The following is a 22,775-nucleotide window of genomic DNA, read 5'->3' as shown; positions in this document are numbered from 1 at the left end:
TCAGTCGCGCGCTTTGTCATCGTAAGCTCCGTCGTCGATGTCGTTGGCGAACACCTTGCCGCCGACCATCGTCGCGGCGATGCGAATCCCGGGCAGCCGCTCCAGCGGCACCTCCATGGGGTCCTCGTCGAGCACGGCGATGTCGGCGAACTTGCCGACCTCCAGGCTGCCGATACGGTCGTCGAGCTTGAGGGTGTAGGCGGCATCGAGGGTGATCAGCTTCAGCGCCCGCTCCACCGTCAGCGCCTCGGCGGCACCCAGCACGCGACCGCTGGCGGTCCGGCGGGCGACGCTGCACCAGGCCGTGAACAGCGGTGACAGCGGCGTCACCGGGGCGTCGCAGTGGGCGGCGATGGGAATGCCCAGGCGGTCGGCGCTCGCCAGCGGCTCCAGGCGCTGGCTGCGCTCGAAACCGAGGGTGCGCTCGCGGTGAATGTCGCCCCAGTAGTAAAGGTGGTTGGCGAACATGTTGAGGCAGACGCCGAGCCGCGCGGCGCGCTTCATCTGGGCGTGATCGATGATCTGGCAGTGCTGCAGCGTATGGCGGTGATCGGGTCTCGGCGAGAGCTCGAGTGCTGACTCGATGGCATCGAGCATCAGCGCCACCGCCTCGTCGCCGTTGGTGTGAATGTGCAGCTGCAGCCCGGCCATGTGATAGCGGTGCACCAGCTCGACCAGGCGCTCGGGCTCGGCGTTCCAGAGCCCGTTGGGGGCGCCGTCGTGGTACCCGGGCCACCGCAGGCGAGCGCTGTAGCCCTGGATCGAGCCGTCGGTCATCAGCTTCACCGGGCCGAAGTGCAGCCGGTCCGTGGCTAGCTCACGACACGCCATGAGGCGCTCGATCCCCGCCTCGGCGCTGTAGGTCAGCGCGCTCATCGCCGGCACCAGGCGCATCGGCAATGTATCGTCGCCGAGGCACTCGCGCATGCTGGCCACGCCGGTCTCGCTGAGCGGATTGTAGAGATCGGTGAGCGTGGTGACGCCGTTGCGCTGGGCGATCCTGGCGTAGCGATTCAGCGTCTCCGGCGTGCTGCCGCGGTCGAAGAGATCGAGGGCCAGGGTGTCGAAGACGGCGTGCATGGCCGCCATCTCCCGCAGTTCGCCGTTCAATCTGCCGTCGTTAAAGGTCATGACGCCGTCGATGTCGGCATGTGCCTCGAGCCCCGCGAGTGCCAGCATCGCGGAGTTGACGGTCATCATGTGGAGACTGGCGTGGATCACCACGATCGGGCGACGGTCGTCGACGGCGTCGAGGTCGTCCCGGTCGAGCCGGCGCGTGGGGAAATAGATCGGATCGAACCCCCAGGCGATCAGCGGGGTCTCGGCCTCGAGCGCTGACGCATGGTCACTGAGCCGCGACTGAACCGAGGCGATATCGGTCAGCCCCGCCCAGACCCGGCCCTCCGGGTCGGTACGGGGAAAGAAACCGGCGTAGACGTAGGCCCACATCGCCCCTTCCAGCGCGTGGCTGTGCCCCTCGACGAACCCCGGCATGAGGATCTTGTCGGCGAAGCGTTCGTCGAGCACGTAGTCGCCGAATTCGGTCAGGGTCTCGAGCGGGCCGACGCCCAGAATACGGCCGTCGCGCACCGCGATATGGGTGGGGCGCTCCCCCTCGGCGGTGGGCTGCGAGGGGTTCATGGTGACGATGCGTTTGGCAGCGTAGATGCGACAGCTCATGCGGGACGCTCCGTGGTGTGACTCGCGGCGCCGGCGTCACGCCGACGCTGCCAGCGTAGCAGCAGCGGGATGCAGGCGAGCGTCACGAGGGCGTAGCCGCCGAAGATCAGCAGATAGGTCGCCGGGCTCAGACTCGGCGCGATGGGGGCGAAGAAGAACAGCGTGGGAATATTGACGATGAGGATGGCGATATTGAAAAACGCCAGCTCCTTGGGCACCGAGGTGCTGAAATCCGCATCCAGCATGCGCAGCAGCAACAGCCCCGTGCCAGTGGAACCGCAGCAGCAGCCGAAGGCGGTCACCGCTCGCTCGGCGCCGAGCGGGCCGCTGAGTCGCCCGATGATGAGCGCGCCGATGAAGGTGACCAGCGTGATGCAGGCCGCCACCAGCAGTATCGGCAGCAGCAGCGCGGCGAGCACCGCGATCTGAATGCTCATCAGGGTCGCCACCACCATGAAGTCCACCGAGGCGCTGGTGATGCGCTTGAAGGTGTCGTCGTCGACCCGGTGCGCCCAGCCCAGGCGGTCGATCGCCAGACGCATCAACACGCAGATGGTCAGGCCGTGGGCGAAGAAGAGGTTATAGCTGAAGAACACCGAGAGCAGCTGATTGCCGGCGACCAGCGGCTGCATCAGCGACAGCCACAGATAGGTGAGAACGTAGGCCACGCCCAGAAGCCCCAGGTGCCAGGCGAACGAGTCCACGGTGCCGGCGTGGGAGATCTGCCGGCCCGCACTGGGACGGGTGTCCGGACGGTGAAAGCCGCTGATGAAATCGTCGTCGAGGGTGGAGTGGCGATTGGCGTTGCGCCCGCGCTTGAGGAAGTAGCGCGCCATGGGGACACCGACCAGAAAGGCGGCGATGAAGCCCATCGAGGCGAAGATCACCCCGACCTGGGCGGCGTCGGCGATGCCGTAATCCTCCTGCCAGATCGTGCCGTAGGTGAGCGCCTGCCCCGGCCCCTGGGTGAAGCCGTGGGTGGCGATGGCGCCGAGCAGCGGGTCGAGATCGGCGCCGCTGATCAGATCGAATCCCGACATCACGGCGTAGCCGATCACCGCCTGCACGCCGAGACTCGCCGTCCACATCAGCGTCAGCCAGAGTCCACCACCGATGACGCTTTGACGCTCGCGACCGTCCGCCGCGGGCGGGCTGCCGGTCAGACACAGCGACATGAAACTCAGGGTGAAGAAGTGAAACGCCAGCGCGGTGAAATCCTGCGGCCCGTAGCCGGGAACCCAGCCCAGCGAGAGCGCGGCGAAGCCGAGGGCGCCGGCGACGATACTCCCCGGAATCAGACTCGCGCGCAGCCAGGGTAAACGTGAGCGCAAAAGGCTGCCGATGACCAGAAGGGCGGTCATCAGCGCGAAGGCGATGACGCCGTGAAACGTGCTGCCCATGGGGGAATCCTCGTGGTGGTCGTCGTTGTCGTTATCGTGATCGTTGTCGTGATCGTCGTGCTCTTCATCGCGTCGGTCGAGTCAGCGCGAGGGGGTGGAGACTAGCGCTTCATCGTAAGTAACGCCTTCCCGGGCGGATCGGGCCAGATCGACAGCGCGTCCGGGACAGGCCCGACCTTCGAGTATCGAGCCGACGGGTCGGCGACCCTGCACGTTATCGTCGCTGCGAGGGCGATCGACCTCGGCCGCGGGGCCACTGGCGCGTTAATTGCATCGAACTTGGACGTACCGGCCAGAGCATTCGCCGGATCGGCACTTTCCATCGGCAAGTCGCCATCGGCAAGTCGTCATCCAAGGAGTCATCCATGCTCGATCACTATTTTCATCTCGATTTCGACTGCCAGCGGGGGCTGCAGGAGCAGCTGCGCAAGGCGCTGCTGGACGCCATTCATACCGGCACCATTCCCGCCGAGGAGGCGCTGCCGTCGTGTCGCAAACTGTCGCTGCAGCTGGGAATCTCGCGCAACACCGTGGCACTCGTCTACGAAAAGCTGGTCGAGGACGGCTACCTGGTGAGCCGTCCGCGCAGCGGCTACTACCTCGATGACACCTACCAGCCGGGCGCTGCACCGGAATCGATGGAAGACGAGCGGGACGAGGTCGTCGATGCGCCATCCTGGGGCAGGCGCTTCACCCATCGGCCGAGCCACCTGCAGGGCGTACTGCGACCGAGCAACTGGATGCACTACGAGTTTCCCTTCGTCTACGGCCAGCTCGACGCCGGGCTCTTTCCACTTGAGCAGTGGCGGGAGGCGTCGCGCCGACTGCTGGGCGGCCACCGCGAGCGCCACTGGCTCAACGATCGCTACGATCAGGACGACCCCATGCTGGTCGAGCAGATCCGCACCCGGGTGCTGCCCAAGCGGGGCATCCACGCCCGCAGCGACGAGATCCTGATCACCCTTGGCTCCCAGAACGCGCTCTACCTGATCGCCCAGCTGCTGTTCGATGCGCGCACCCGGGTGGCGGTGGAGAATCCCGGCTACCGGGAGGCGGCCAATGTCTTCCGCCGCCAGGGCGCGACGCTGAGCTACCAGTCCCTCGATAGCGAGGGGATGCAGCTCGACGCCGAGGCCGCACGCTGCGACTACCTCTACGTGACGCCCAGCCATCAGGTGCCGACGGGCGTGACCATGAGCCGGGCGCGGCGCGAGGCGCTGATTGCCCAGATCCTCGAGCGGGATCAGGTGGTGCTGGAGGACGACTACGACGCCGAGGTCAATTTCGACCGCCACGCTCAGCCAGCCCTGAAGGCGAGTCGCGCCGGCGCCCGCGTGATCTACATGAGCTCGCTCTCCAAACCGCTCTCCGCCGGCCTGCGGCTGGGCTATCTGGTCGCGGACGCCGAGCTGATCGATGAGCTGAGAGCGCTGCGACGGCTGATGTACCGCCATCCGCCTTCGGGGCTGCAGCAGCAGCTGGCGGAGTTTCTCGCCCAGGGCCACTACGACCGCTATCTGCGCGTGTTCGCCGAGGAGATGCGACAGCGCTGGGAGACACTGGACGACGCCATCACCCGGGCGCTGCCGTCGTGCCGGCGCATCGGTGACGACCATGCCAGCGTGTTCTGGCTTCAGGCGCCCGCCGGGATCGATACCCAGCGCCTGGCCTGGCGCGCGTCCCAGCAGGGGGTGCTGATCGAGCCGGGGTTCCAGCACTTCTTCGACCGGGCGCCGCCGGGCAACTTCTTCCGGCTCGGTTTCGGCGTCATCGACAACGAGCGCATTCGTCCCGGTATCGAACGTCTGGCCGACGTCTTCTAGCAGAGACGCTGTCCAGCGACTGCACTTCGGGCGGGCGCCTCGCCAGCGCCCGCTCACCTTTCTCTTTATCTCAGCCGAGGCGAGCGCTGGCCTCGCCGAGCACTTTATCCAGCGCGGCGAGTCCTTCCGCTACCTCCGCTTCGCTGACGATGCACGGCGGTACCACGTGGATGCGGTTCTCGACCACGAACGGCAGCACGCCTTGCTCGATCAGCGCGCGTTTGATGGTCGCCATCTCGGCGGCGGGCAGCGGGGCGCGCGTCTCGGGGTCGCTGACGAGCTCGAGGGCGTGAAAGACGCCGAGCCCGCGCGTCTCGCCGACGACGGCGTGTCGTTCCGCCAGCCGCGAAAGCCCGCTCGCCAGCACGCCGTTGCCGATCCGATCGGCATTCTCCACCACGCCCTCTTCCGCCATCGCATCCAGCGTGGCGACGATCGCCGCCATCGCCAGCGGATGGCCCGAGTAGGTGAGGCCGCCGAAGAACATGCGCTCGTCGAAATGTCGGGAAACGGTCTCGGAAATGACGACGCCGCCGGCGGGTACGTAGCCCGAATTGACGCCCTTGGCGAAGACGATCAGATCGGGGCGGGCGGCGAAGTGTTCGAAGGCGAACCAGCGCCCGGTTCGGCCGAAGCCCGCCATCACCTCGTCGAAGATCAGCAGGATGCCGTGCTGATCGGCGAGGCGACGAACCCCCTCGAGATACGCCTTGGGTGGCACCAGCACGCCGGCGGTCCCCGGAATCGACTCCAGCAGGATGGCGGCGATCGACCCGGGCCCCTCGCATTCGATCACGCGCTTCAAGTGGGTAAGGGCGCGTTCGCACTCCTGGGCTTCGTTCTCCGCCCAGAAGTCGCTGCGATAGAGAAACGGATTGAAGAAGTGGGCATGGCCGCGGGCGAATTCGTTGGGTACCCGCCGCGGGTCGCCGGTGGCGGCGATGGCGGCGCCGGTGCTGCCGTGATACGAGCGATAGGCCGAGAGGATCTTGTCGCGCCCGGTGACCGCACGCGCCATGCGCATGGCGTTCTCGTTGGCATCCGCGCCGGCGTTGGTGAAAAAGACCTTCTCGAAGCCTACCGGGGCGTGCGACAACACGCGCTGGGCGGCCTCGCCCCGCGCCAGGTTGGCGTGCGCCGGAGCGACGGTGGCGAGCGTCTCCGCCTGGGCCTGAATGGCGGCGATCACCTTGGGGTGCTGATGGCCGATGTTGGTGTTGACCAGCTGGCTGGAGAAGTCCAGATACTCTTTTCCGGCGTAGTCCCACAGGCGACACCCCTTGCCACCGGCGATCACCAGCGGGTCGAGGCCGCCCTGAACCGACCACGAGTGAAAGACGTGCTGGCGGTCGAGCGCGAGGGTGAGGTCGTTGAGAGCGGCGTCGTTCATGGTCGAGTGTCCCGAGTGGCAAGGCGATTGGGGCCTGATGTATGAGCCGGACCAGGGGCCCGGCGGCGGCCGGACGAGCGACCGGCGAGCGTGACCTCAAGCCTAGGGCGGTCGAGTCACGCTGGCCTAGAGCCAGAATGCCGCCGGCTTCGGGACAGAGAGATGGGCGCTCACCGAGGGGCGAGCGCCGGGTAGCCGTATCGTCTTCGGGATGTCCCGGCGCCGCTCGACAACTGGCCCTACCGGGGATCGACATGGCTCGTTAACTTGCTGCCTCGATCGAGCGCGGGGGATGCCATGGCGATGGGCGGCAAACCGGTGATGGGCGGAAAGCCGAAGAAGGACGCGTCGGTGAGCGTCCGATGAGCGTTACCGGCTGGCTATTCGCGGTGGCGCTGACGCTGCTGGCGGGCACGATTCGCGGCTACTGCGGATTCGGCTTCGCGATGATCGTCGCCCTCGGCCTGGTGGGTTGGCTGTCACCGACCGAGGCGGTGCCGCTGGCGCTGCTGCTCGATCTGCTGGCAAGCGCGGGTCTCTGGCGACGGGCGGCACTTGCGGTGGCGTGGCCGCGGCTGCGTTATCTGCTCGCCGGCATGCTCGTCGCGACGCTGATGGGTGTGGGGCTCGTTTCCTCGCTGCCCACGGCGGCGCTGAGTATCGTCATCGCGCTGCTGTCGCTTGGCGGGGCGGTGGCGATCTTGCTGCGAGACGAGGAGAGGGCGAGCCCGACACCACCTCGCTCGGCCCGGTGGTCGGATACGGCCGCGGGGGCGGGCGCCGGGCTCTGCATGACGCTCGCCTCCGCCGGTGGCCCGCCGCTGATGCTCTATCTGCTGCATCGGCGCCTGGCGCCGGCGACGCTTCGGGCCACCGCCATCCTGTTCTTCGCCGCCAGCAGCGCGGTCTCGTTGATCGGTCTGGCGGGCATCGGTGTCGTCGGCGCTGATACGCTAGGGCGGGCGGCCGCGCTCATCGTACCGGCGCTCGCCGGCAACGCTCTGGGCCAGTGGCTATTCGAGCGATCTCGGCCAAGATCGCTCAAGATCACGGTGGCGCCACTGCTGGTGGCGCTGTCTCTCTGGGTGCTCGTGCGCGAGTGGCTGTCACTGTGAGCCGAGGTCGGCAAGGCGCAGCCACGCCGCGAGGGCCATCGCTAACGCAGTCGAGGAGTCGAGCATGACGAATACCGTTTTCATTACCGGTGCGACCTCAGGATTCGGTCGGGCGGCGGCCCGGCGCTTCGCCGAGGCGGGCTGGTCGCTGGTACTCACGGGGCGTCGCCAGGAGCGGCTCGATGCCATTGCCGAAGAGCTCGGCGAGAAGGCAAGGGTGCATACCATCGCGCTGGACGTGCGCGACGACCAGGCGGTGCAGCAGGCGGTCGAAGCGCTGCCGGCGGATTTTGCCCGCATCCACGCGCTGATCAACAACGCCGGCCTGGCGCTGGCGCCGCAGCCGGCGCAGAAGGTCGAGCTCAAGGATTGGCACACCATGATCGATACCAACGTCACGGGGCTGGTCAACGTGACCCACGCGCTGCTGCCGACGCTGATCGAGACGGGCGCCGGGGCGACGATCGTCAACGTGGGTTCCATTGCCGGCCAGTGGCCCTATCCCGGCAGCCACGTCTACGGCGCCTCGAAGGCCTTCGTCAAACAGTTCAGCTACAACCTGCGCTGCGATCTGCAGGGTACCGGCGTACGCGTGACCGATCTCGCCCCGGGCATCGCCGAAACCGAGTTCACCCTGGTACGCACCGGCGGCGACCAGAGCGCCTCCGACGCCCTCTATCGCGGCACCACCGCGCTCACCGCCGAGGACATCGCCGAGCAGATGTTCTACATCGCCACGCTCCCGGCGCACATCAACTTCAACCGTCTGGAAGTGATGCCGACGCGTCAGGCATGGTCGGCGTTTGCCATCGACCGCGACGACTGACCCCGGACGCTGGCGGCGCTCGCCACTGGGCGATTTTCCACCCTGCGCCGGCCTCCGGCCCCGAGCCGTTTTCGACACCCGCCCAGAAACGACATCGCCCCGGNNCCGGGGCGATGTCGTCTTGCGTTACCCAATGCGGGTGATCAGTCGTCGTCCTGCTCCGGCAGGGCGTAGGCGATCACGTAGTCGCCGGTAGGCGTCTCCATGAAGTGGTGGCCGGTGGCGACGATCACCAGATACTGGCGACCGTTGGCCTCGTACACCATCGGGTTGGCCTGACCGCCGGCCGGCAGCGGTGCCTGCCAGACGGTCTCGCCGCTCTCGATATCGATCGCGCGGATCAGATCGTCGGTCGCCGCAGCGATGAAGATCAGACCGCCCGCGGTGACCACGGAGCCGCCGTTGTTGGGCGTGCCGATATCGATCGGCAGACCCGAACGGATGCCCCACGGACCGTTGGCGCGGGCCGTGCCCAGCGGGCGGTCCCACAGCGTATCGCCGCTGGCGAGTTCGATGGCGCGGATGTGACCGTACGGCGGCTGCTTGCAGAGCATGCCGGTGTAGGGGACGCGCCAGCCGGCGTTGACGTTGATCGCATACGGCGTGTTCGCCTGCGGATCGCCTGCGCCTTCGGCGCCGCCGCTGTCTTCACCGGCTTCCTCACGCGGCACCCAGCCACGTTCGTTGGCGACGTCGCGCGGTACGAACTCGTTGTAGTTGGGCATGTCGTTGTAGTTGGCGATGATGACGCCGCGCTGCGGGTCGATCGCCACGCTGCCCCAGTCGGAGCCGCCGTTGTAGCCGGTGTACTGCACCCAGGGCTGCTCGGCGGTCGGCGGGGTGTACATGCCTTCCCAGCTCGCCTGCCGATACTGGATACGGCAGAAGAGCTGATCGAACGGCGACATGCCCCACATGTCCTTCTCGGTGATGTCCGGCTGGCGAAGCGTGGCGTAGAGCGAGAACGGCTGGGTCTCGCTGCGCTGCTCCGGCTCTGCGCCGCCCTGCGGCACCGGACGCTCTTCGGCACCGCCGCCGAGCAGTTCGCCGGTCTCGCGGTTGAAGACGTAGATCTCACCCTGCTTGGTCGGCATGATCAGCGCCGGCACGTCGCCGTCGCCGGTGGGGAAGTCGATCAGGCTCGGCTGCGAACCCGGGTCGTAGTCCCAGACGTCCTTGTGAGCGGTCTGAAAGTGCCAGACCGGCAGGCCGGTTTCGACGTCGATCGCGACCAGCGAACTCGCCCACTCGTTCTCTTCTTCGGTTCGCGAGCTGCTCCAGTAGTCGGCGGCGCTGTTGGCCATCGGCAGGTAGACCATGCCGAGCTGGCTGTCGCCGACGGCAGTCGTCCACATGTTGGGCGAGCCGCGGACGTAGGTCTCGTCGCCGGAGAGCGGTTCGCTGCGATCCGGACGGGCAGCATCCCACGCCCAGACCTGTTCGCCGGTGACCGCGTCATACGCCTGAATGACACCGGAGGGCGGATAGCGGCGCTGACCGTCGAGCACCTGGTGGCCGGTGACGATGACGTCGTTGACCACGACCGGCGCGGAGTTGATCGAGACGTAGCCTTCCGGCGTCTCACCCATGTTGCGCTTGATGTCGACCTGGCCGTTGTCGCCGAAATCGCGGCAGGGCTCGCCGGTCGCGGCATCGACCTGAATCAGACGGCCGTCGAGGGTGCCGGAGATGATGCGCGTGCGGCACGCCTGGGCGTCGTTGCTGGCGACGGCCGGCGCGGCGGGGGCGTCGTCGTTGGCATCGTTCGCCGCATCGTCCTGATCGTCGCGGGCGAGATCGACGCCTTCGCCGGTGTCCGCGGCCGACTGATCGTTGCCGCCCTCGGCGTCATCCGGCATTTCGTAATAGGTCACGCCACGGCACGCTGCCGTGTAGGGAATGGCGTCTTCGGAGACGACCGGATCGTAGCGCCAGTTCTCTTCGCCGCTGGCGGCATCGAGGGAGATCAGGATGTTGCGCGAGGTGCACAGGAAAACGTCGTCGCCGATCTTCAACGGCGTGGTCTCGGCGCCCCAGCGGTGGTCGAGCAGGTCGCCGGTGCGATACTGCCAGGCCACTTCGAGATCGCCGACGTTGTCGGGGTTGATCTGATCCAGCGGCGAGTAGCGCGTCGCCGCGGAGTCGCGCCCGTAGGCCGCCCAGTCGCCGTCTGCCGGCGTGTCGGCGGGCTGTGCGTCGCCCACGTCGGTCGCAAGGGAGGCGCTCGCCATCTCCGGGACGTCGGCGTTTTGCTGATAGCCGCGGCCGGGCAGGAACGCGAGGGCACCTGCAATCACCAGCCCCAGAAACAGCACGCCGGCGAGCGAAAAGCCGGTCTTGCGGCCGGGGCCGCTCTTGAAGCTGGGCAGGGCTAGCGCGACGAGAATCGCCAGGATCAGGACGACGTCGAGCCGTGGAATCCAGCGCCAGTAGTTGAGCCCCGATTCCCAGGCGGCCCAGAGGAATGTGCCGATGAAGACCAGGGCGTAGAGCCAGGCACCGGCGATGCGACCGCCGACCATGAGAAGGCCGGAAACCAGCATGACGACGCCGGCGATCAAGTAGTACCAGGACCCGCCCAGTGTGGCGAGATAGAGCCCGCCTGCGCCTAACGCGAGGCCGACGAGCGCGACGATGACACCCACGATTCTGGCGAATATGCCGCCAGAACCCCGGGTCGACGTGGATTGATTCACTGTTCTCTCCCTTGCATTCCCTGTGGCTCACTTCTCGCGAGTGATGCGATCCGTGCCGCGTGCGACAAATTGTCATAGTTGCACGATGTCAGGATAGAGCAAACGATCGATGAATTCAGCCCGCGTCATCGCGATGTCGGGCATCCCGTTGGGTCGCTACGATGCCGCCAACCACGCCCCGCGAGGCACACGATGAGGGGGCGGATCGGCGGCTTGGCGAGGCGAGCCCCCGGCACATCGGCGCTGTGGCGTCGGTTTAAGTTGCGTGACCCCTTTGTTACCGTTTCCGGCGCTTCGGAACATCGGGGCGACCGATGGCGGCAACGACCGTCAGTATCGAGAACACAATGACAAGGGAACAGCCACGTGACTTCACGTACCTTCAAGACCCTCGGGCTCTCCGTGGGCATGATGGCGTGCGCATCGCCGGCACTCGCCCAGAGCGATGCGGACGTTCAGCAGCGTCTCGACGCGCTCCAGGCCGAAGTCGAGCGCCTGCAGCAGAGGCTCAACGATCAGGAGTCAGCCCAGCAGACGTCCGCCCAGCAGACGTCCGCCCAGCAGGCATCGACACAGCAGGGAGCGTCGGGACAGCAGGAGGCCAGTCCCAAGACGCGCCAGATGGTCGAAGAGAACCGCTCGATGCTCGACGAGCTCGATGCGCCGCGCTTCACCGGCGCGCTCGAATACGGCTACGTCTTCAACGACTGGAACGAGTCGGACAAGGACAAGGCGGGAGACATCGACTTCGGCAAGTTCATCCTGGGCATGGAGGGCGGAGAAGGCCCGCTGACCTACTCCTTCCAGTATCGCTTCTACGACGGCTACCGCTTCCTGCAGCACGGCTGGGCCGGCTACAGCTTCGGCGACAACGACCAGGTCAAGCTGGGTCTGGTGCAGCTGCCGTTCGGCAACATGGACTATGGCTACCTCGGCTGGTACGGCACGCTCGCCTATCTGGGCGGTTTCAACGACAACCAGAACGTGGGGCTCAAGTGGGACCACAGCCAGGGCGCCTGGGACACCAGCCTTGCGTTCTTCAAGAGCGACCAGCTCGGCGAAGGCAACGAGCACTACGGTGCCAACGCGGTGGGCAATAGCGCCCAGGGCAACTCGGAAGAGAACCAGGTCGCCGGCCGCGTCGCCTATACCTTCAATGCCGGCAGCGACTACACCACCGAGCTCAACGCCTCGGCCAAGGGCGGGCAGCTCTACAATGAAAACACCCACGAAAGCGGCGACAACTGGCAGGTCGCGCTGGGGCTGAACGGCAACTACGGCAACTGGCAGACGCTGCTGCAGGCGACGCACTACGAGTACAACGCCGAGAACCCGAGCGAGGCCACCTCCGGCATCTCCGATGACGTCATCCAGATCGGGGCTTTCGGTTTCAACTACCTCATCCCGGCGGAAGCCGAGGTCTACACCGCGAGCGTCGGTTACAGCATGGACGTGGAGTGGGGCGCGCTGGAGAACCTCTATTTCTTCAACGATTTCAGCTATATCGACCCGCGTGAAGACTACTCGGCGGTCAATGGCGGCTACGGCGACATGGACGACCCCATGCTCAACGACCTGGGCGTGAAAGTGACGGCCGGACGCTACTATGCCTGGTTCGACGTGATCACCAACAAGAACGGTTTGAACTACTTCGGTTCGCCGGTCGACGATGGCTGGCACACCAGCTTTCAGTCCAACTTCGGTCTGACCTTCTAAGGCCGCTCTTCCGAGCCCGGCCTTGCCGAGCTGAAAGCATGCCCCGTCGACTTCGGTCGGCGGGGCATCGTCGTTTCTGGAAGGGCTATCGTCGTTTCTGGAAGGGGAATCGTGGTTTCTGAAAGGAGAGTCGTCGTTTTGAAAGAGGACTCGTCGCGCCGTGGCGTCAGGCCCTCGCCGGATCGCGGGATTCGGACTTGATCGGCGGGCGCTCGGCCATGATGCGAGCGAGCCGTTCGAGGGCGAGTTCGAGGCGCTCGACCAGCCCTTCGAGCAGGACGCGCCGGTCCGCGGGGACGTTGCCGTGTTCGGCGATGGCGGCGTCGAGTCGCTGTCCGGCCTCCTGAATGCCCTGCGGCTGACGGCCGTTGGCACTCGCTTCGAAGCCGTTGGCGAGGGCGCGCAGCAGCTGATGATGCGCGCGACGAATCACCGGATGCGGCGCATCGTCGAGCCGGGTGCGCAGTCGCAGCGTCGCCGCGCCGACGTCCAGCCCCGTCAAACCGAGAATGAAGAGATGGCGTTGATCGTCGGGCAGCATGTCGTCGTGCTGGGCGAGGTGCAGCATGCGATCGGCCATGTGCCCGCTGAAACGGGTCTCGGCGTCGCCGATCGAGCCGCGGCGCAGATGCTGGATGTCGCGGGAGATGGCGTTGATCAGGCGTCGCCGGCGAAGCCTGGCCCCCAAGCCCGGCAGCAGGCGAAAGCCCATCGCCACGCAGCTCAGGCCGATCACGACGGCGACGGCGCGGTTGGCGAAGCTGTCGAGGCCGAAGTCCATGTTGTTGCTCGGCATGGTCAGCAGGATGTTGAAGATCGCGAATCCCAGGCAGTAGCCCATGGTGGCCGGGTTGGTCGCGCCCAGCAGTCCGAGAAAGAGCGGGGTGCCGAAGATCATGGCCAGCATGGGAAAGCCCGTCGCCTGAGAGAGCAGCACGTGACCGAACAGGAAGGCGCTGGGAATCGCCGCGAGCATGCCCTTGTAGAACATCATGGTGATGCCGATCGGATTGTCGCGGCTGGCAAAGAACGCCGAGAAGAGCGTTCCCAGCAGCATGGCGACCATCGCGCTGTTCCAGGCGGTGAGGATCCAGAAGGTCGCGAGCGCCGACAGCACGAGTCCCGCGCGCACCGCATTGATGCCGGCAGCGAGGTGGTCACGATGCCAGGCGAGCGAGCTCGAACGCAGGTTGTGGCTGCTCGGTGAGGCGATCGCTTCGCGCGCATCGAGCATCACCATGGCGTTGCCGATCGTCTCGCGCAGACCGATTCGCACCCGCTGGTCGAGGGGAGCGAGATCCTCTTCCTTGTTCTCCTGGACCAGGCGGCGCAGGTCCTGGAGCTCGCGTCGGGCCTTGGGGACGCCCTCGACGTGCTCTGCTTCGCGAAATCCCTCGGCGACTCGGCGCGAGAGATCCAGGCTGCTCGGGTGAAGACGATCGGCATGATCGTGCATCAGCTGGTGCAATGCCTGCAGATTGGCGAGAAAGCGCAGCGTCCGTCGGGTGAGCACATGCGTGGCACGCACTCGGCCGGGACCTGCCGGGCCTTCGAATCGCGCGGCCTGACTGTCGGTCTCGAGCGTAGTGAGTGGCCCCAGGCTGCCGCGCAGCGCCTGCTGCATGGCCGCGATGTCGTCGCTTGCCTCGAGCCTGAGCGCGGCGTTCTCGAATGCCTGATTGATGACGCTGTCGGCCTGGGTGGAGAGGTGTTGGCCGACTCGGGTGGGCCACAGCAGCGAACTCACCAGCGTCGCGCAGATCGCCCCCAGGCCGAGCTCGGAGAGTCGCGCCACGGCGATATCGAAGATGCCGGCGGGGGAGCTGCCGTTGGAGATCACCACGATCAGCATCGCCGTCACCGCGGCCATGATGCAGCCGTAGGTGTAGTTGTTACGCCAGAGCGAGCCCACGTAGGTGCAGAACATCACCCAGATCACCAGCGTGCTGATGGCGGGAACCCGAGCCTGGGCGAACAACGCCATGATGACGATGCCTGCCAGCGCGCCGATCAGCGTGCCCCCGATCTGGCACACGCCTTTCTCGATCACCATGCCGCTCATCGGGCGTATCTGCAGAAACGCCGCCGAGATCAGCGCCCAGTAGGGTCGGTCGAGGTTGAACCAGAGTGCCAGATAGAGCGCGACCATCATCGCGAGCGTCGTCTTGATCGCGAACTTGACCGCCGTGGCATCGGGCATCAAATAGGTTCGGACGAGCGGTGGCATGTCGCTCAGCTCGAGGGCGCATCGGTGGCGCGTTCCGTGGGTATCGCATCCGGCAGCGGCGTCTGCGTCTGCGACTGCGCCTCGGGTGACGGCCGACGATCCTCTTTAAAGCCCCCGGGCGTGGCCGTATTGGCAGGTACCGCCGGGCGAGTCGTCTCATCGTCGTCGTCGGCATCGGGATGCACCCGGACCGTCGCCGTCATGCCCGCACTCAGCAGAACGTCGTCGGGCCGGTGGTCGAGAGTGATGCGCACCGGAATGCGCTGCGCCAGCCGTACCCAGTTGAACGTCGGCTGCACCTGCGGCAGCAGTCGGTTGTTGAGACTGGTGTTGGTATCGGCGATGCCGCGCCCGATCCCCGCTACGTGGCCGTCGAGGTGCTGGTCGCCGTTCATCAGGATCACCTCGGCCGGGTCGCCCACGTCGATCGAGGCCAGCTTGGTCTCCTCGAAGTAGCCGATCACGTAGTACGAATCCGACTGCACCAGCGCCATGACCGGCGTGCCCCGATTGACGAAGTTGCCCGCCGCCAGCTGTAGATTGAGCACGGAGCCGCTCACCGGCGCGACCACCTGGGTCCGCGAGAGATCGAGCTGGGCGCTCTCGAGGTCGGCCTGGGCCTGCTCGAGATTGGCCTGGGCGATGCGCGTATTGATCTGCGCGATCTGGCGATCCTCGGTGCTGATGGAACGATCGCTCAGGCTATTGCGTCGGCGCTCTTCGGCCCGGCGCAGATCCAGGGTCGCCCGGTTATTGGCGACCGTCGCTTCGGCGCGGTTGAGCGCTGCCTGATAGCGGGCGGGGTCGATCTCGAACAGCGTATCGCCCTTTTCGATGAAGTCGGTGTCGCGGACGTTGACCTCGCGCGCCCAGCCCGAGACGTCGGGCGCGATGGTGACCACCTCGGCATTGACGCGCGCATCGCGGGTCCAGGGCTGATAGAGGTAGTAGTTCCAGAGCCAGAGGCCGGCCAGTACGGCGATCGCCACGACGACCAGCGTCAATAGAATACGAAGCGAATTGCGCATCAGGAGCTCTCTAACAGAACGGTCAACACGAAGGTGATGCCGGCGGTGAAGATGACGAACAGGGAGACATCGACCCAGGCCTCGTACCAGAGCGCCCGCTGACCGGCGAGCCAGTGCAGCAGCGTGCGCGTGACGATCGTCGCCACGAAACCGAATAGCGCATAGAGCAGAAGCGGGCTGATGAAGATGCCGCCAATGGCGATTTCCTGAAGACCCATGGTGTCCCTGAATGATTCGGCCGTCGAAGCGGGCGGCGAATATTAGCACGCTCAGTATTTGCGTGTCAGAAGACGCCCCGTCGGGCTCGGCGTGCCAGCGGGGCGTTCGCTCCGAAGTCTAGTCGCTACCCGTGGCGAAAGGCGATCACCGGGCGAGGTTTTATTAGGCCGTGACGACACGCTTCGAAAGCGTCGGGCCGCGAACCGAGTGGCGCGGGTCTAGTGCGGGGTCTCGGGCGTCGAGGCGTCTTTCACCCGCTGCCAGGCGGCGGGCGTGCCGGCACGCAGCTGCTCGATCATCGCCCGGAGTCTTCCCGGCAGGTGACCATGCGGATAGAGCAGCGTGACCGGTAGCGGGGCGGCGTGCCACGGCTGGAGCACCGGCATCAGCGTACCGGGATGATGTTTCAGGCGCTGCTCCGCCATCCAGTGCGGCATCAGGCCGAGGCCCTGGCCGTTGGCGATGGCATCGGCGTGAATCGTGTGCTGATCGACCCGAAGCCGGGAGCGTCCGAGCGCCGTGTGGTACTCGCCGTGAACCGTATGCAAAAGCGTCACGCCAGCGTCGGTATCGCCGAGCAGATCGACCCAGGTGTGCTCGGCGATCTCGCTGGGGTGGGCCGGCATACCGTAGCGACGCAGGTAGTCCGGGTGGGCATAGACGCCGCGGGCAAGCGCGCCCAGCGACTCCTGACGCAGTCCGCAGGCACTGAGCTCGCCGAGCCAGACGTGCACGGCCTGCGCGTCCGGCCCCGCGGGGGCCGCCTGCAACAGGCGAAGCGAGACGCTCGTCTGCGGATGCTGGTCGAGAAAGGCCCTCGCCTGGGTGGCCATCCAGCCCCGGGAGAGCACGGGATGCACCTTGACCACGACCTCGCCGCTCACCGCCTCGCGCAGGTCGTCGAGCGCCAGACTGCTCTGCTCGGCGAGACGCAGCATGTCGCGAGCGTACTCGACGAACAGAAGGCCCGCCTCGGTGGGGAGCAGGCGATTGCCCTGGCGTCGCAGGACCGGCTGCCCGAGCTGGGTCTCGAGCTGCGACAGCCGCCGGCTCAACGTCGACTTGGTGATGCCCAGCCGCCGTCCACTCAGGGTGAGGCTGCCGGAATTCATCACGTCGACGAAGGCGGCGAGCGTTGCGTGATCGAAGGCAGGGGAGTTCATCGGTCTCTCTACGTCTTACCGTTGCATTTGCTGCAACACACTGTCACGGCACTTTAGCGCAAATCTATGGAAGAATCTAAATGATAAATATTCGTATTATTTTTTCCAAAAAGGGTGCGCGCCAACGTGACGCGCCCGGGCCAGTCAAGGGAACCCCGAATGACCCCGAAAGCCTCTTTTGCCGCTGCAGGCGCCCTGTCGCTCGCTGTCTTTCAACCGGCACTGGCGGAGACGTCGACCACCGCGGAAACGATGGTCGTCACCGCCGCCGGTTACGCCCAGCAGGTGGTCGATGCACCGGCCTCGATCAGCGTTCTCACGCGAGAGGAGCTCGAAGGTCACAAGTATCGCGACGTGACCGATGCGCTGCGCACCGTGCCGGGCGTCATCGTCACCGGCGGCGGGGCGGGTGACAACGGGGCCGATATCAGCATTCGCGGCATGCCCGCGGAGTACACGCTGATTCTCGTCGACGGGCGGCGCCAGTCGACCCGCGAAACGCGGCCCAACGGTAGCGCTGGCTTCGAGCAGGACTGGCTGCCGCCGCTGCAGGCGATCGAGCGCATCGAGGTGATTCGCGGGCCGATGTCGACGCTCTATGGCTCGGATGCCATCGGTGGGGTGATCAACGTCATTACGCGCAAGGTCACCGGCGACTGGCACGGCAACGTTCAGGTCGACGCCACGATTCAGGAAGACAGCGATTCGGGCAACGAGCAGCAGACTCAGTTCTACGTCGCCGGCCCGCTGAAAGAGGATCTCCTCGGCCTGCAGGTGAGCGGACGCTACAGCACGCGCGAAGAGGACGAATTCGCCAACGGTTATGAAGAGCGCGATCTCAAGAACGCCACCGCGCGACTGGCGCTGACGCCGGACGAGAATCACGACTTCACCTTCGAGGCCGGGCGCACCGAACAGAACCGGAGCAGTACGCTGGGCAAATCGGTCTCTCCCACCGGCTGTCGCGGCCCGTGCGACGCCACCGACGACGATTTCACCCGCGAGCACTTCGCGGTGACACACACCGGCCACGGGGACATCGGCACCAGCGACTCCTACGTCCAGCGCGAGAACGCCCGTAACGACTCCCGCGACATGGAGATCAGCAATACCGTGGCGGATACGCGGCTGACGATGCCGTTCGCCTCCAACATCCTGACCGTTGGCGCGACCTACGAGAAGGAAGCGCTGGAGGACAGTACCAGTAACCAGCTGCCGACCAATATTTCGAAGATCGACGCTTACCAGTGGGCGCTGTTCGTGGAGAGCGAGTGGTTCCTGACCACCGATTTCTCGCTGACCGGCGGGCTACGCGTGGATGACAACGAGAACTTCGGCAGCCACGTGAGCCCACGTCTCTACGGCGTGTGGAATCCTGCCTCGCGCTGGACGATAAAGGGTGGCGTCTCTTCCGGCTACCGCTCGCCGAGTCTGCGCGAGATCACGCCGGGCTGGGGGCAGGTGAGCCGCGGTGGCAATATCTACGGCAACCCGGACCTGGAGCCGGAGACCTCGCTCAACCAGGAACTCGGCGTGATCTATACCGCGCCGAGCGGCCTGACGGCGGGGGCGACGATCTTCCACAACGATTTCGACGACAAGATCACCCGCGTCGGCTGCCCCAGCGACGTCTGTACCGACGGCCCCAACCAGTTCGAGGCCGACCCGACCTATCGCATCAACGTCGATGAGGCGGTCACCCAAGGCGTGGAGCTTTCGCTCTCCTCGCCGCTGACCGAGACGCTCTCGCTCTCTTCGAGCTACACCTACACCGACTCCGAACAGAAGTCCGGCGAGTACGAGGGCAAGCCGCTGACCAAGCTGCCCAAGCATCAGGCGAACGCAACGCTCGACTGGGCGCCGGCCGGGCGACTGAGCGCCTGGTCACGCGTTACCTTCCGCGGCGAGGAGAGCCAACCTACCGGCGGGCGTTCGGCGAGTTCGCTGCAGGCGCCGTCGTACACCTTCCTCGACGCCGGCGGTGCCTGGGCGATCGCCTCGCAGGCCGATTTCCTCTTCGGCGTCTACAACCTCTTCGACAAGGACGTTGACTACGACGACTACGGTCTGGTCGAGGACGGGCGTCGTTACTGGGTCGGCGTCAATCTGGAGTTCTGATCGTTGACCGTGAGCAGCGGCGACGCGCCGCTACGAGGCTATTCGCATACACAACATGAGGTACGCATGATCGAGACAATCTTCTCAGGCCGGCGCCTCGCGCTGGCCGCCGCGGTGACCTGCGCACTGGGCACGTCACTTGCGCAGGCGCGCACCCTCGAGACCGCGTTTGGCGACGTCGAGATCGACGGCCAGCCAGAGCGGGTGGTCACGCTCTACGAGGGCGCGCTCGACGCCTCGCTCACCGCTGGCGTGAAACCGCTAGGGGCGGTCGCCACTCGCGGCGGTGACGGCGTTGCCGACTATCTCGGCGATGCCGCCGACGGCATCAGTATCGTCGGCACCGCCCGCGAGACCAACATGGAAGCCGTCGTCGCTCAGCGCCCCGACCTGATCCTCGCCTCGTCGCGACTGCCGCGCGAACAGTACGCGTTGCTGTCCCGCGTCGCGCCCACCATCGTGCCCCCGAGCGAGGGCTTTTCGCCGGAGGCCTGGAAGGAGGAAGCGCGTCTGTTCGGCGATGCGCTGGATCGCCGCGCGGCGATTGACGAAGCGCTGACGGCGATTGAAAATCGTTCTCAATCTCTTGCCGCGCGTCAGCGCGACGGCGACACTGGCGCAGCGACGCCGAGCACCTCGCCATCGAGCGGCACGCGGACGAGCACCACGCGGACGAGCGCTACGCGGACGAGCGCTACGCTGGCCCGCTGGATGCCTCAGGGGCCGCTGGTGATGTCCTCGCGGATCTTCTCCAGCGGGCTGCTCGCCGCCACCGGCTTCGAGGTCGACGACGGCGGCGTGGTCAAGGCCGGCCGACCGCACAGCGACCCGCTCAGCCTGGAGAATCTCTCGCGCATCGACAGTGACTGGCTCTTTCTGGCCACCCTGAATGCCGACGGTCAGGCAGCGCTCGACTCGGCCCGGCAGACGCCGGCCTTCGCGCGCCTGGAGGTGGTACACAACGACCACGTCGTGCCGGTCGACGGCCAGCTCTGGACCAGCGCGTCGGGGCCGATCGCCGCCGAGCGCATTCTCGATGACATCGAGGCCGTCCTGGATCGCGATGCAATGAATCGATAGACGCGTCCTACTCGTCAGGGTGACGAAGACGCGCGTGAACAACGCCACCGACACGACTCATGACGACAAGCGCGATCGAATTACAGCCCAAGGCGAGAGCGCCGCTCGCCACGCTGCTGCTCGCCCTGCTGACCGGCCTTGCGCTGGTCTGCCTGGCGAGCCTGCTGTTGGGGGCCGGCGAGGTCGGCCCCGCCGAGGCGTGGGCGGCGATCCGCGGCGACGGCACGGCGGATGCCCGTTTCGTGGTCGAGTCGCTGCGCCTGCCGCGAACCCTGATCGGGGTGGCGGTGGGGGCGGCGCTGGGCCTCGCCGGGGCCCTGATCCAGGCGGTGGCGCGCAACCCGCTGGCGGAGCCGGGCCTGCTCGGGGTCAGTGCCGGTAGTGCGCTGGCAGTGGCCGTCGCCCTGGTGCTGGGCGCCGATGCGGCGACGCTGCGGGTATCGGTGGCGCAGATCGGCGCGCTCGCCGGGTGTCTCTTCGTGCTCGCGGTGGCGCGAGTCAACGGCGTGGGTAACGATCCGGTGAGGCTGGTGCTCGCGGGGGCGATCCTCTCCGGGCTGCTCGGCGCGCTCACCTCGATGATCCTGCTGATCGACCAGCGCAGTGCCGACGACATTCGCTTCTGGATCGTCGGCAGCCTCGCCGGCCGACGTCTCGACGACCTGGGGGCGATCCTGCCGAGCCTGGTCGTGGCGCTGGCGCTGGTGATCGCCGTCGCCCGCCCGCTGGCCGCGCTGGCGCTGGGCGAGCGGGTCGCGGTGGGGCTCGGTCACCGGCCGCGCTGGACGCGATTGCTGACGGTGGTTGCCGCCGCGCTGCTGGTGGGCGCGGCGACCGCAGTGGCCGGTCCCATCGCCTTCGTCGGCCTGGTAGTGCCCTTTGCTGCCCGGGCGCTGGCAGGTCCGGACGTGCGCCGCACGCTCTGGCTCTCGCTGATACTGGGACCGATTCTCGTACTCGCGGCGGACATCGTCTCGCGGCGGCTGGTCGCCCCCTCGGAGATGCCGCTGGGGGTCGTCACCGCGCTGATCGGCGCACCGGTACTGGTGGCCGTGGTGCGTGCTCACCGGATGCCCGCGCTATGACGTCCCGCTCGCTCTCCTGCGCCAGCGCGCCGCCGCCGTCCGTCGGCGCGGCGACCACGATGACGACTTCGACGGTGTCGATGACGGCATCCCCCTGCGATTCGCCGTCTCCCGCGGCCAGACCGCCGGCCGGCACCTGGCAACTGACATGGCGCGTTCGCGACCGTCGCGGCAGCGTGCTGTTCGACCGGCGCGGAACCGCTGCCAACCTCGGCCTGGTCGTCGCGCTGGCGCTGGCCGCGATCGCGTCGCTCTGCGCCGGCAGCCTACCGCTGTCGCCACTCGCCGCGCTGCAGGGCCTCGCCGGGCTCGGCGACCCGATGAATGTCTTCGTGGTCCGCGAGCTGCGCCTCAGTCGGCTCATCGCGGGTTTGGCGACCGGCGCGGCGTTCGCGCTCGCCGGCTGTCTGATGCAGACGCTGGCGCGCAACCGCCTGGCCACGCCCGGCATCATCGGTATCGACAACGGCGCCACGGCGTTCGCGGTGGCCTCGGTGCTGGGTGTCGGGGTGGGGCTTGCGCCGCCGCCGATGGCGCTGGCGGGGGCAGTGACAGCGACGGTGATCACCTTTGCGCTGGCGAGCGACATCGGTACCCGCGGCTATCGCTTTCTGGTCGCGGGTATCGGGGTGGGAGCGATCTTCGGCGCGCTGACGCAGCTGCTGCTCGCCCGCGTGGCGATCGATGCCGCCAACGCGGCCTACCCGTGGACGGTGGGCAGCCTCAACGCTCGCGATGGCGCCTCCCTCGTCTGGCTCGAGATCGGCCTCGCGCTCGGCCTTGTCGCCGCGCTCTGGCTCAAGCGCGACCTGGCCTGTCTGCGCTTTGCCGATTCGGTCGCGACGGGCCTCGGCGTACGGGTGAAACGCAGCCGCTACGCGGCGCTCGGGGTGTCGATCGCGCTGACGGGGCTGGCCGTCGCTGTCGCCGGCCCGGTCGGCATGGTCGCCTTGATCGGCCCGGAAATCGCGCGCCAGCTCTCGTCGTCACGCGGCGTGCCGCTCGTCGGCGCGGCGCTGGCCGGGGCGCTGGTGATGGTGAGTGCGGATCTGGTGGGGCGGCTGCTGGTCGCGCCGATCGAAGTGCCGGTAGGTATCGTCACCGCCATCGTCGGCGCGCCGTTCTTGCTGTGGATTCTGCTGCGTCCGGCGGCGCGGTTCCGCCACTGACCGGCATCATCACGATGTCGGTTCGCATACAACGAGAGAT

Annotated in this window: 16 protein-coding genes; 8 read left to right on the top strand and 8 right to left on the bottom strand. The window is 66.9% G+C overall.

The window, feature by feature from the left end; all coding sequences use genetic code 11:
* Both DOM33_RS07415 and DOM33_RS07410 read right to left on the bottom strand, forming a co-directional pair.
* Positions 1 to 1,680 (bottom strand): amidohydrolase, encoded by a 1,680-nt coding sequence (locus tag DOM33_RS07415; RefSeq protein WP_110667240.1) that lies wholly within the window; start codon positions 1,678 to 1,680, stop codon positions 1 to 3.
* A complete protein-coding gene (locus tag DOM33_RS07410; RefSeq protein ID WP_110667237.1) occupies positions 1,677 to 3,080 on the bottom strand; it encodes a sodium/glutamate symporter in 1,404 nt (467 codons plus the stop codon). The genes DOM33_RS07415 and DOM33_RS07410 overlap by 4 nt, the downstream gene beginning before the upstream one ends.
* Positions 3,081 to 3,445: 365 nt before the next feature.
* On the opposite strand from DOM33_RS07410, the gene pdxR reads away from it, so the two are divergent.
* A complete protein-coding gene (pdxR, locus tag DOM33_RS07405; RefSeq protein WP_110667235.1) occupies positions 3,446 to 4,903 on the top strand; it encodes a MocR-like pyridoxine biosynthesis transcription factor PdxR in 1,458 nt (485 codons plus the stop codon).
* Between the two features lie 70 nt (positions 4,904 to 4,973).
* On the opposite strand, the gene DOM33_RS07400 is transcribed toward pdxR, so the two are convergent.
* Positions 4,974 to 6,293, bottom strand: a complete 1,320-nt coding sequence (locus tag DOM33_RS07400; protein ID WP_110667233.1) for an aspartate aminotransferase family protein — start codon at positions 6,291 to 6,293, stop codon at positions 4,974 to 4,976.
* A gap of 362 nt (positions 6,294 to 6,655) precedes the next feature.
* On the opposite strand from DOM33_RS07400, the gene DOM33_RS07395 reads away from it, so the two are divergent.
* Positions 6,656 to 7,408 (top strand): sulfite exporter TauE/SafE family protein, encoded by a 753-nt coding sequence (locus DOM33_RS07395; RefSeq protein ID WP_110667231.1) that lies wholly within the window; start codon positions 6,656 to 6,658, stop codon positions 7,406 to 7,408.
* A gap of 64 nt (positions 7,409 to 7,472) precedes the next feature.
* Positions 7,473 to 8,234, top strand: a complete 762-nt coding sequence (locus DOM33_RS07390; RefSeq protein WP_110667229.1) for an SDR family NAD(P)-dependent oxidoreductase — start codon at positions 7,473 to 7,475, stop codon at positions 8,232 to 8,234.
* 143 nt (positions 8,235 to 8,377) lie between these two features.
* On the opposite strand, the gene DOM33_RS07385 is transcribed toward DOM33_RS07390, so the two are convergent.
* On the bottom strand, positions 8,378 to 10,930 hold the full coding sequence (locus DOM33_RS07385) for a membrane-bound PQQ-dependent dehydrogenase, glucose/quinate/shikimate family (protein WP_110667227.1): 2,553 nt from the start codon (positions 10,928 to 10,930) through the stop codon (positions 8,378 to 8,380).
* 366 nt (positions 10,931 to 11,296) lie between these two features.
* Between DOM33_RS07385 and DOM33_RS07380 the strand changes: the two genes are divergently transcribed.
* Complete coding sequence (locus tag DOM33_RS07380; RefSeq protein ID WP_110667225.1) at positions 11,297 to 12,646, top strand: hypothetical protein; 1,350 nt, start codon at positions 11,297 to 11,299, stop codon at positions 12,644 to 12,646.
* 166 nt (positions 12,647 to 12,812) lie between these two features.
* On the opposite strand, the gene DOM33_RS07375 is transcribed toward DOM33_RS07380, so the two are convergent.
* The 4 genes from DOM33_RS07375 to DOM33_RS07360 all read right to left on the bottom strand — a co-directional run bounded on the left by DOM33_RS07375 (position 12,813) and on the right by DOM33_RS07360 (position 17,283).
* Entirely contained in the window at positions 12,813 to 14,873 is a 2,061-nt protein-coding gene (locus DOM33_RS07375) for an FUSC family protein (RefSeq protein WP_110667222.1), read from the bottom strand.
* Positions 14,874 to 14,878: 5 nt separating this feature from the next.
* Positions 14,879 to 15,901 carry an efflux RND transporter periplasmic adaptor subunit gene (locus DOM33_RS07370; RefSeq protein ID WP_110667220.1) on the bottom strand — a complete coding sequence of 341 codons (1,023 nt, stop codon included), beginning with the start codon at positions 15,899 to 15,901 and terminating at the stop codon, positions 14,879 to 14,881.
* Entirely contained in the window at positions 15,901 to 16,119 is a 219-nt protein-coding gene (locus DOM33_RS07365) for a DUF1656 domain-containing protein (protein ID WP_110667218.1), read from the bottom strand. The genes DOM33_RS07370 and DOM33_RS07365 overlap by 1 nt, the downstream gene beginning before the upstream one ends.
* 219 nt (positions 16,120 to 16,338) lie before the next feature.
* Complete coding sequence (locus DOM33_RS07360; RefSeq protein WP_110667216.1) at positions 16,339 to 17,283, bottom strand: LysR family transcriptional regulator; 945 nt, start codon at positions 17,281 to 17,283, stop codon at positions 16,339 to 16,341.
* Positions 17,284 to 17,442: 159 nt separating this feature from the next.
* Here DOM33_RS07360 and DOM33_RS07355 point away from each other — a divergent pair, with 159 nt between their 5' ends.
* The 4 genes from DOM33_RS07355 (at position 17,443) to DOM33_RS07340 (ending at position 22,735) form a co-directional block, all read left to right on the top strand.
* Positions 17,443 to 19,401 carry a ligand-gated channel protein gene (locus DOM33_RS07355; RefSeq protein WP_110667214.1) on the top strand — a complete coding sequence of 653 codons (1,959 nt, stop codon included), beginning with the start codon at positions 17,443 to 17,445 and terminating at the stop codon, positions 19,399 to 19,401.
* Positions 19,402 to 19,467: 66 nt separating this feature from the next.
* Positions 19,468 to 20,481, top strand: a complete 1,014-nt coding sequence (locus DOM33_RS07350) for an ABC transporter substrate-binding protein (protein ID WP_110667212.1) — start codon at positions 19,468 to 19,470, stop codon at positions 20,479 to 20,481.
* Positions 20,482 to 20,540: 59 nt separating this feature from the next.
* A complete protein-coding gene (locus DOM33_RS07345; protein WP_110667210.1) occupies positions 20,541 to 21,566 on the top strand; it encodes a FecCD family ABC transporter permease in 1,026 nt (341 codons plus the stop codon).
* A 59-nt stretch (positions 21,567 to 21,625) separates the two neighbouring features.
* Positions 21,626 to 22,735, top strand: a complete 1,110-nt coding sequence (locus DOM33_RS07340; RefSeq protein WP_110667622.1) for a FecCD family ABC transporter permease — start codon at positions 21,626 to 21,628, stop codon at positions 22,733 to 22,735.
* The last annotated feature ends 40 nt before the right edge of the window (positions 22,736 to 22,775 follow it).

This window comes from Salinicola halophilus, assembly GCF_003206155.1.
GTDB lineage: Bacteria > Pseudomonadota > Gammaproteobacteria > Pseudomonadales > Halomonadaceae > Salinicola > Salinicola halophilus.
The sequence above is the reverse complement of the archived record's forward strand: the minus strand, read 5'-3'. Positions and strand labels throughout refer to the sequence as shown.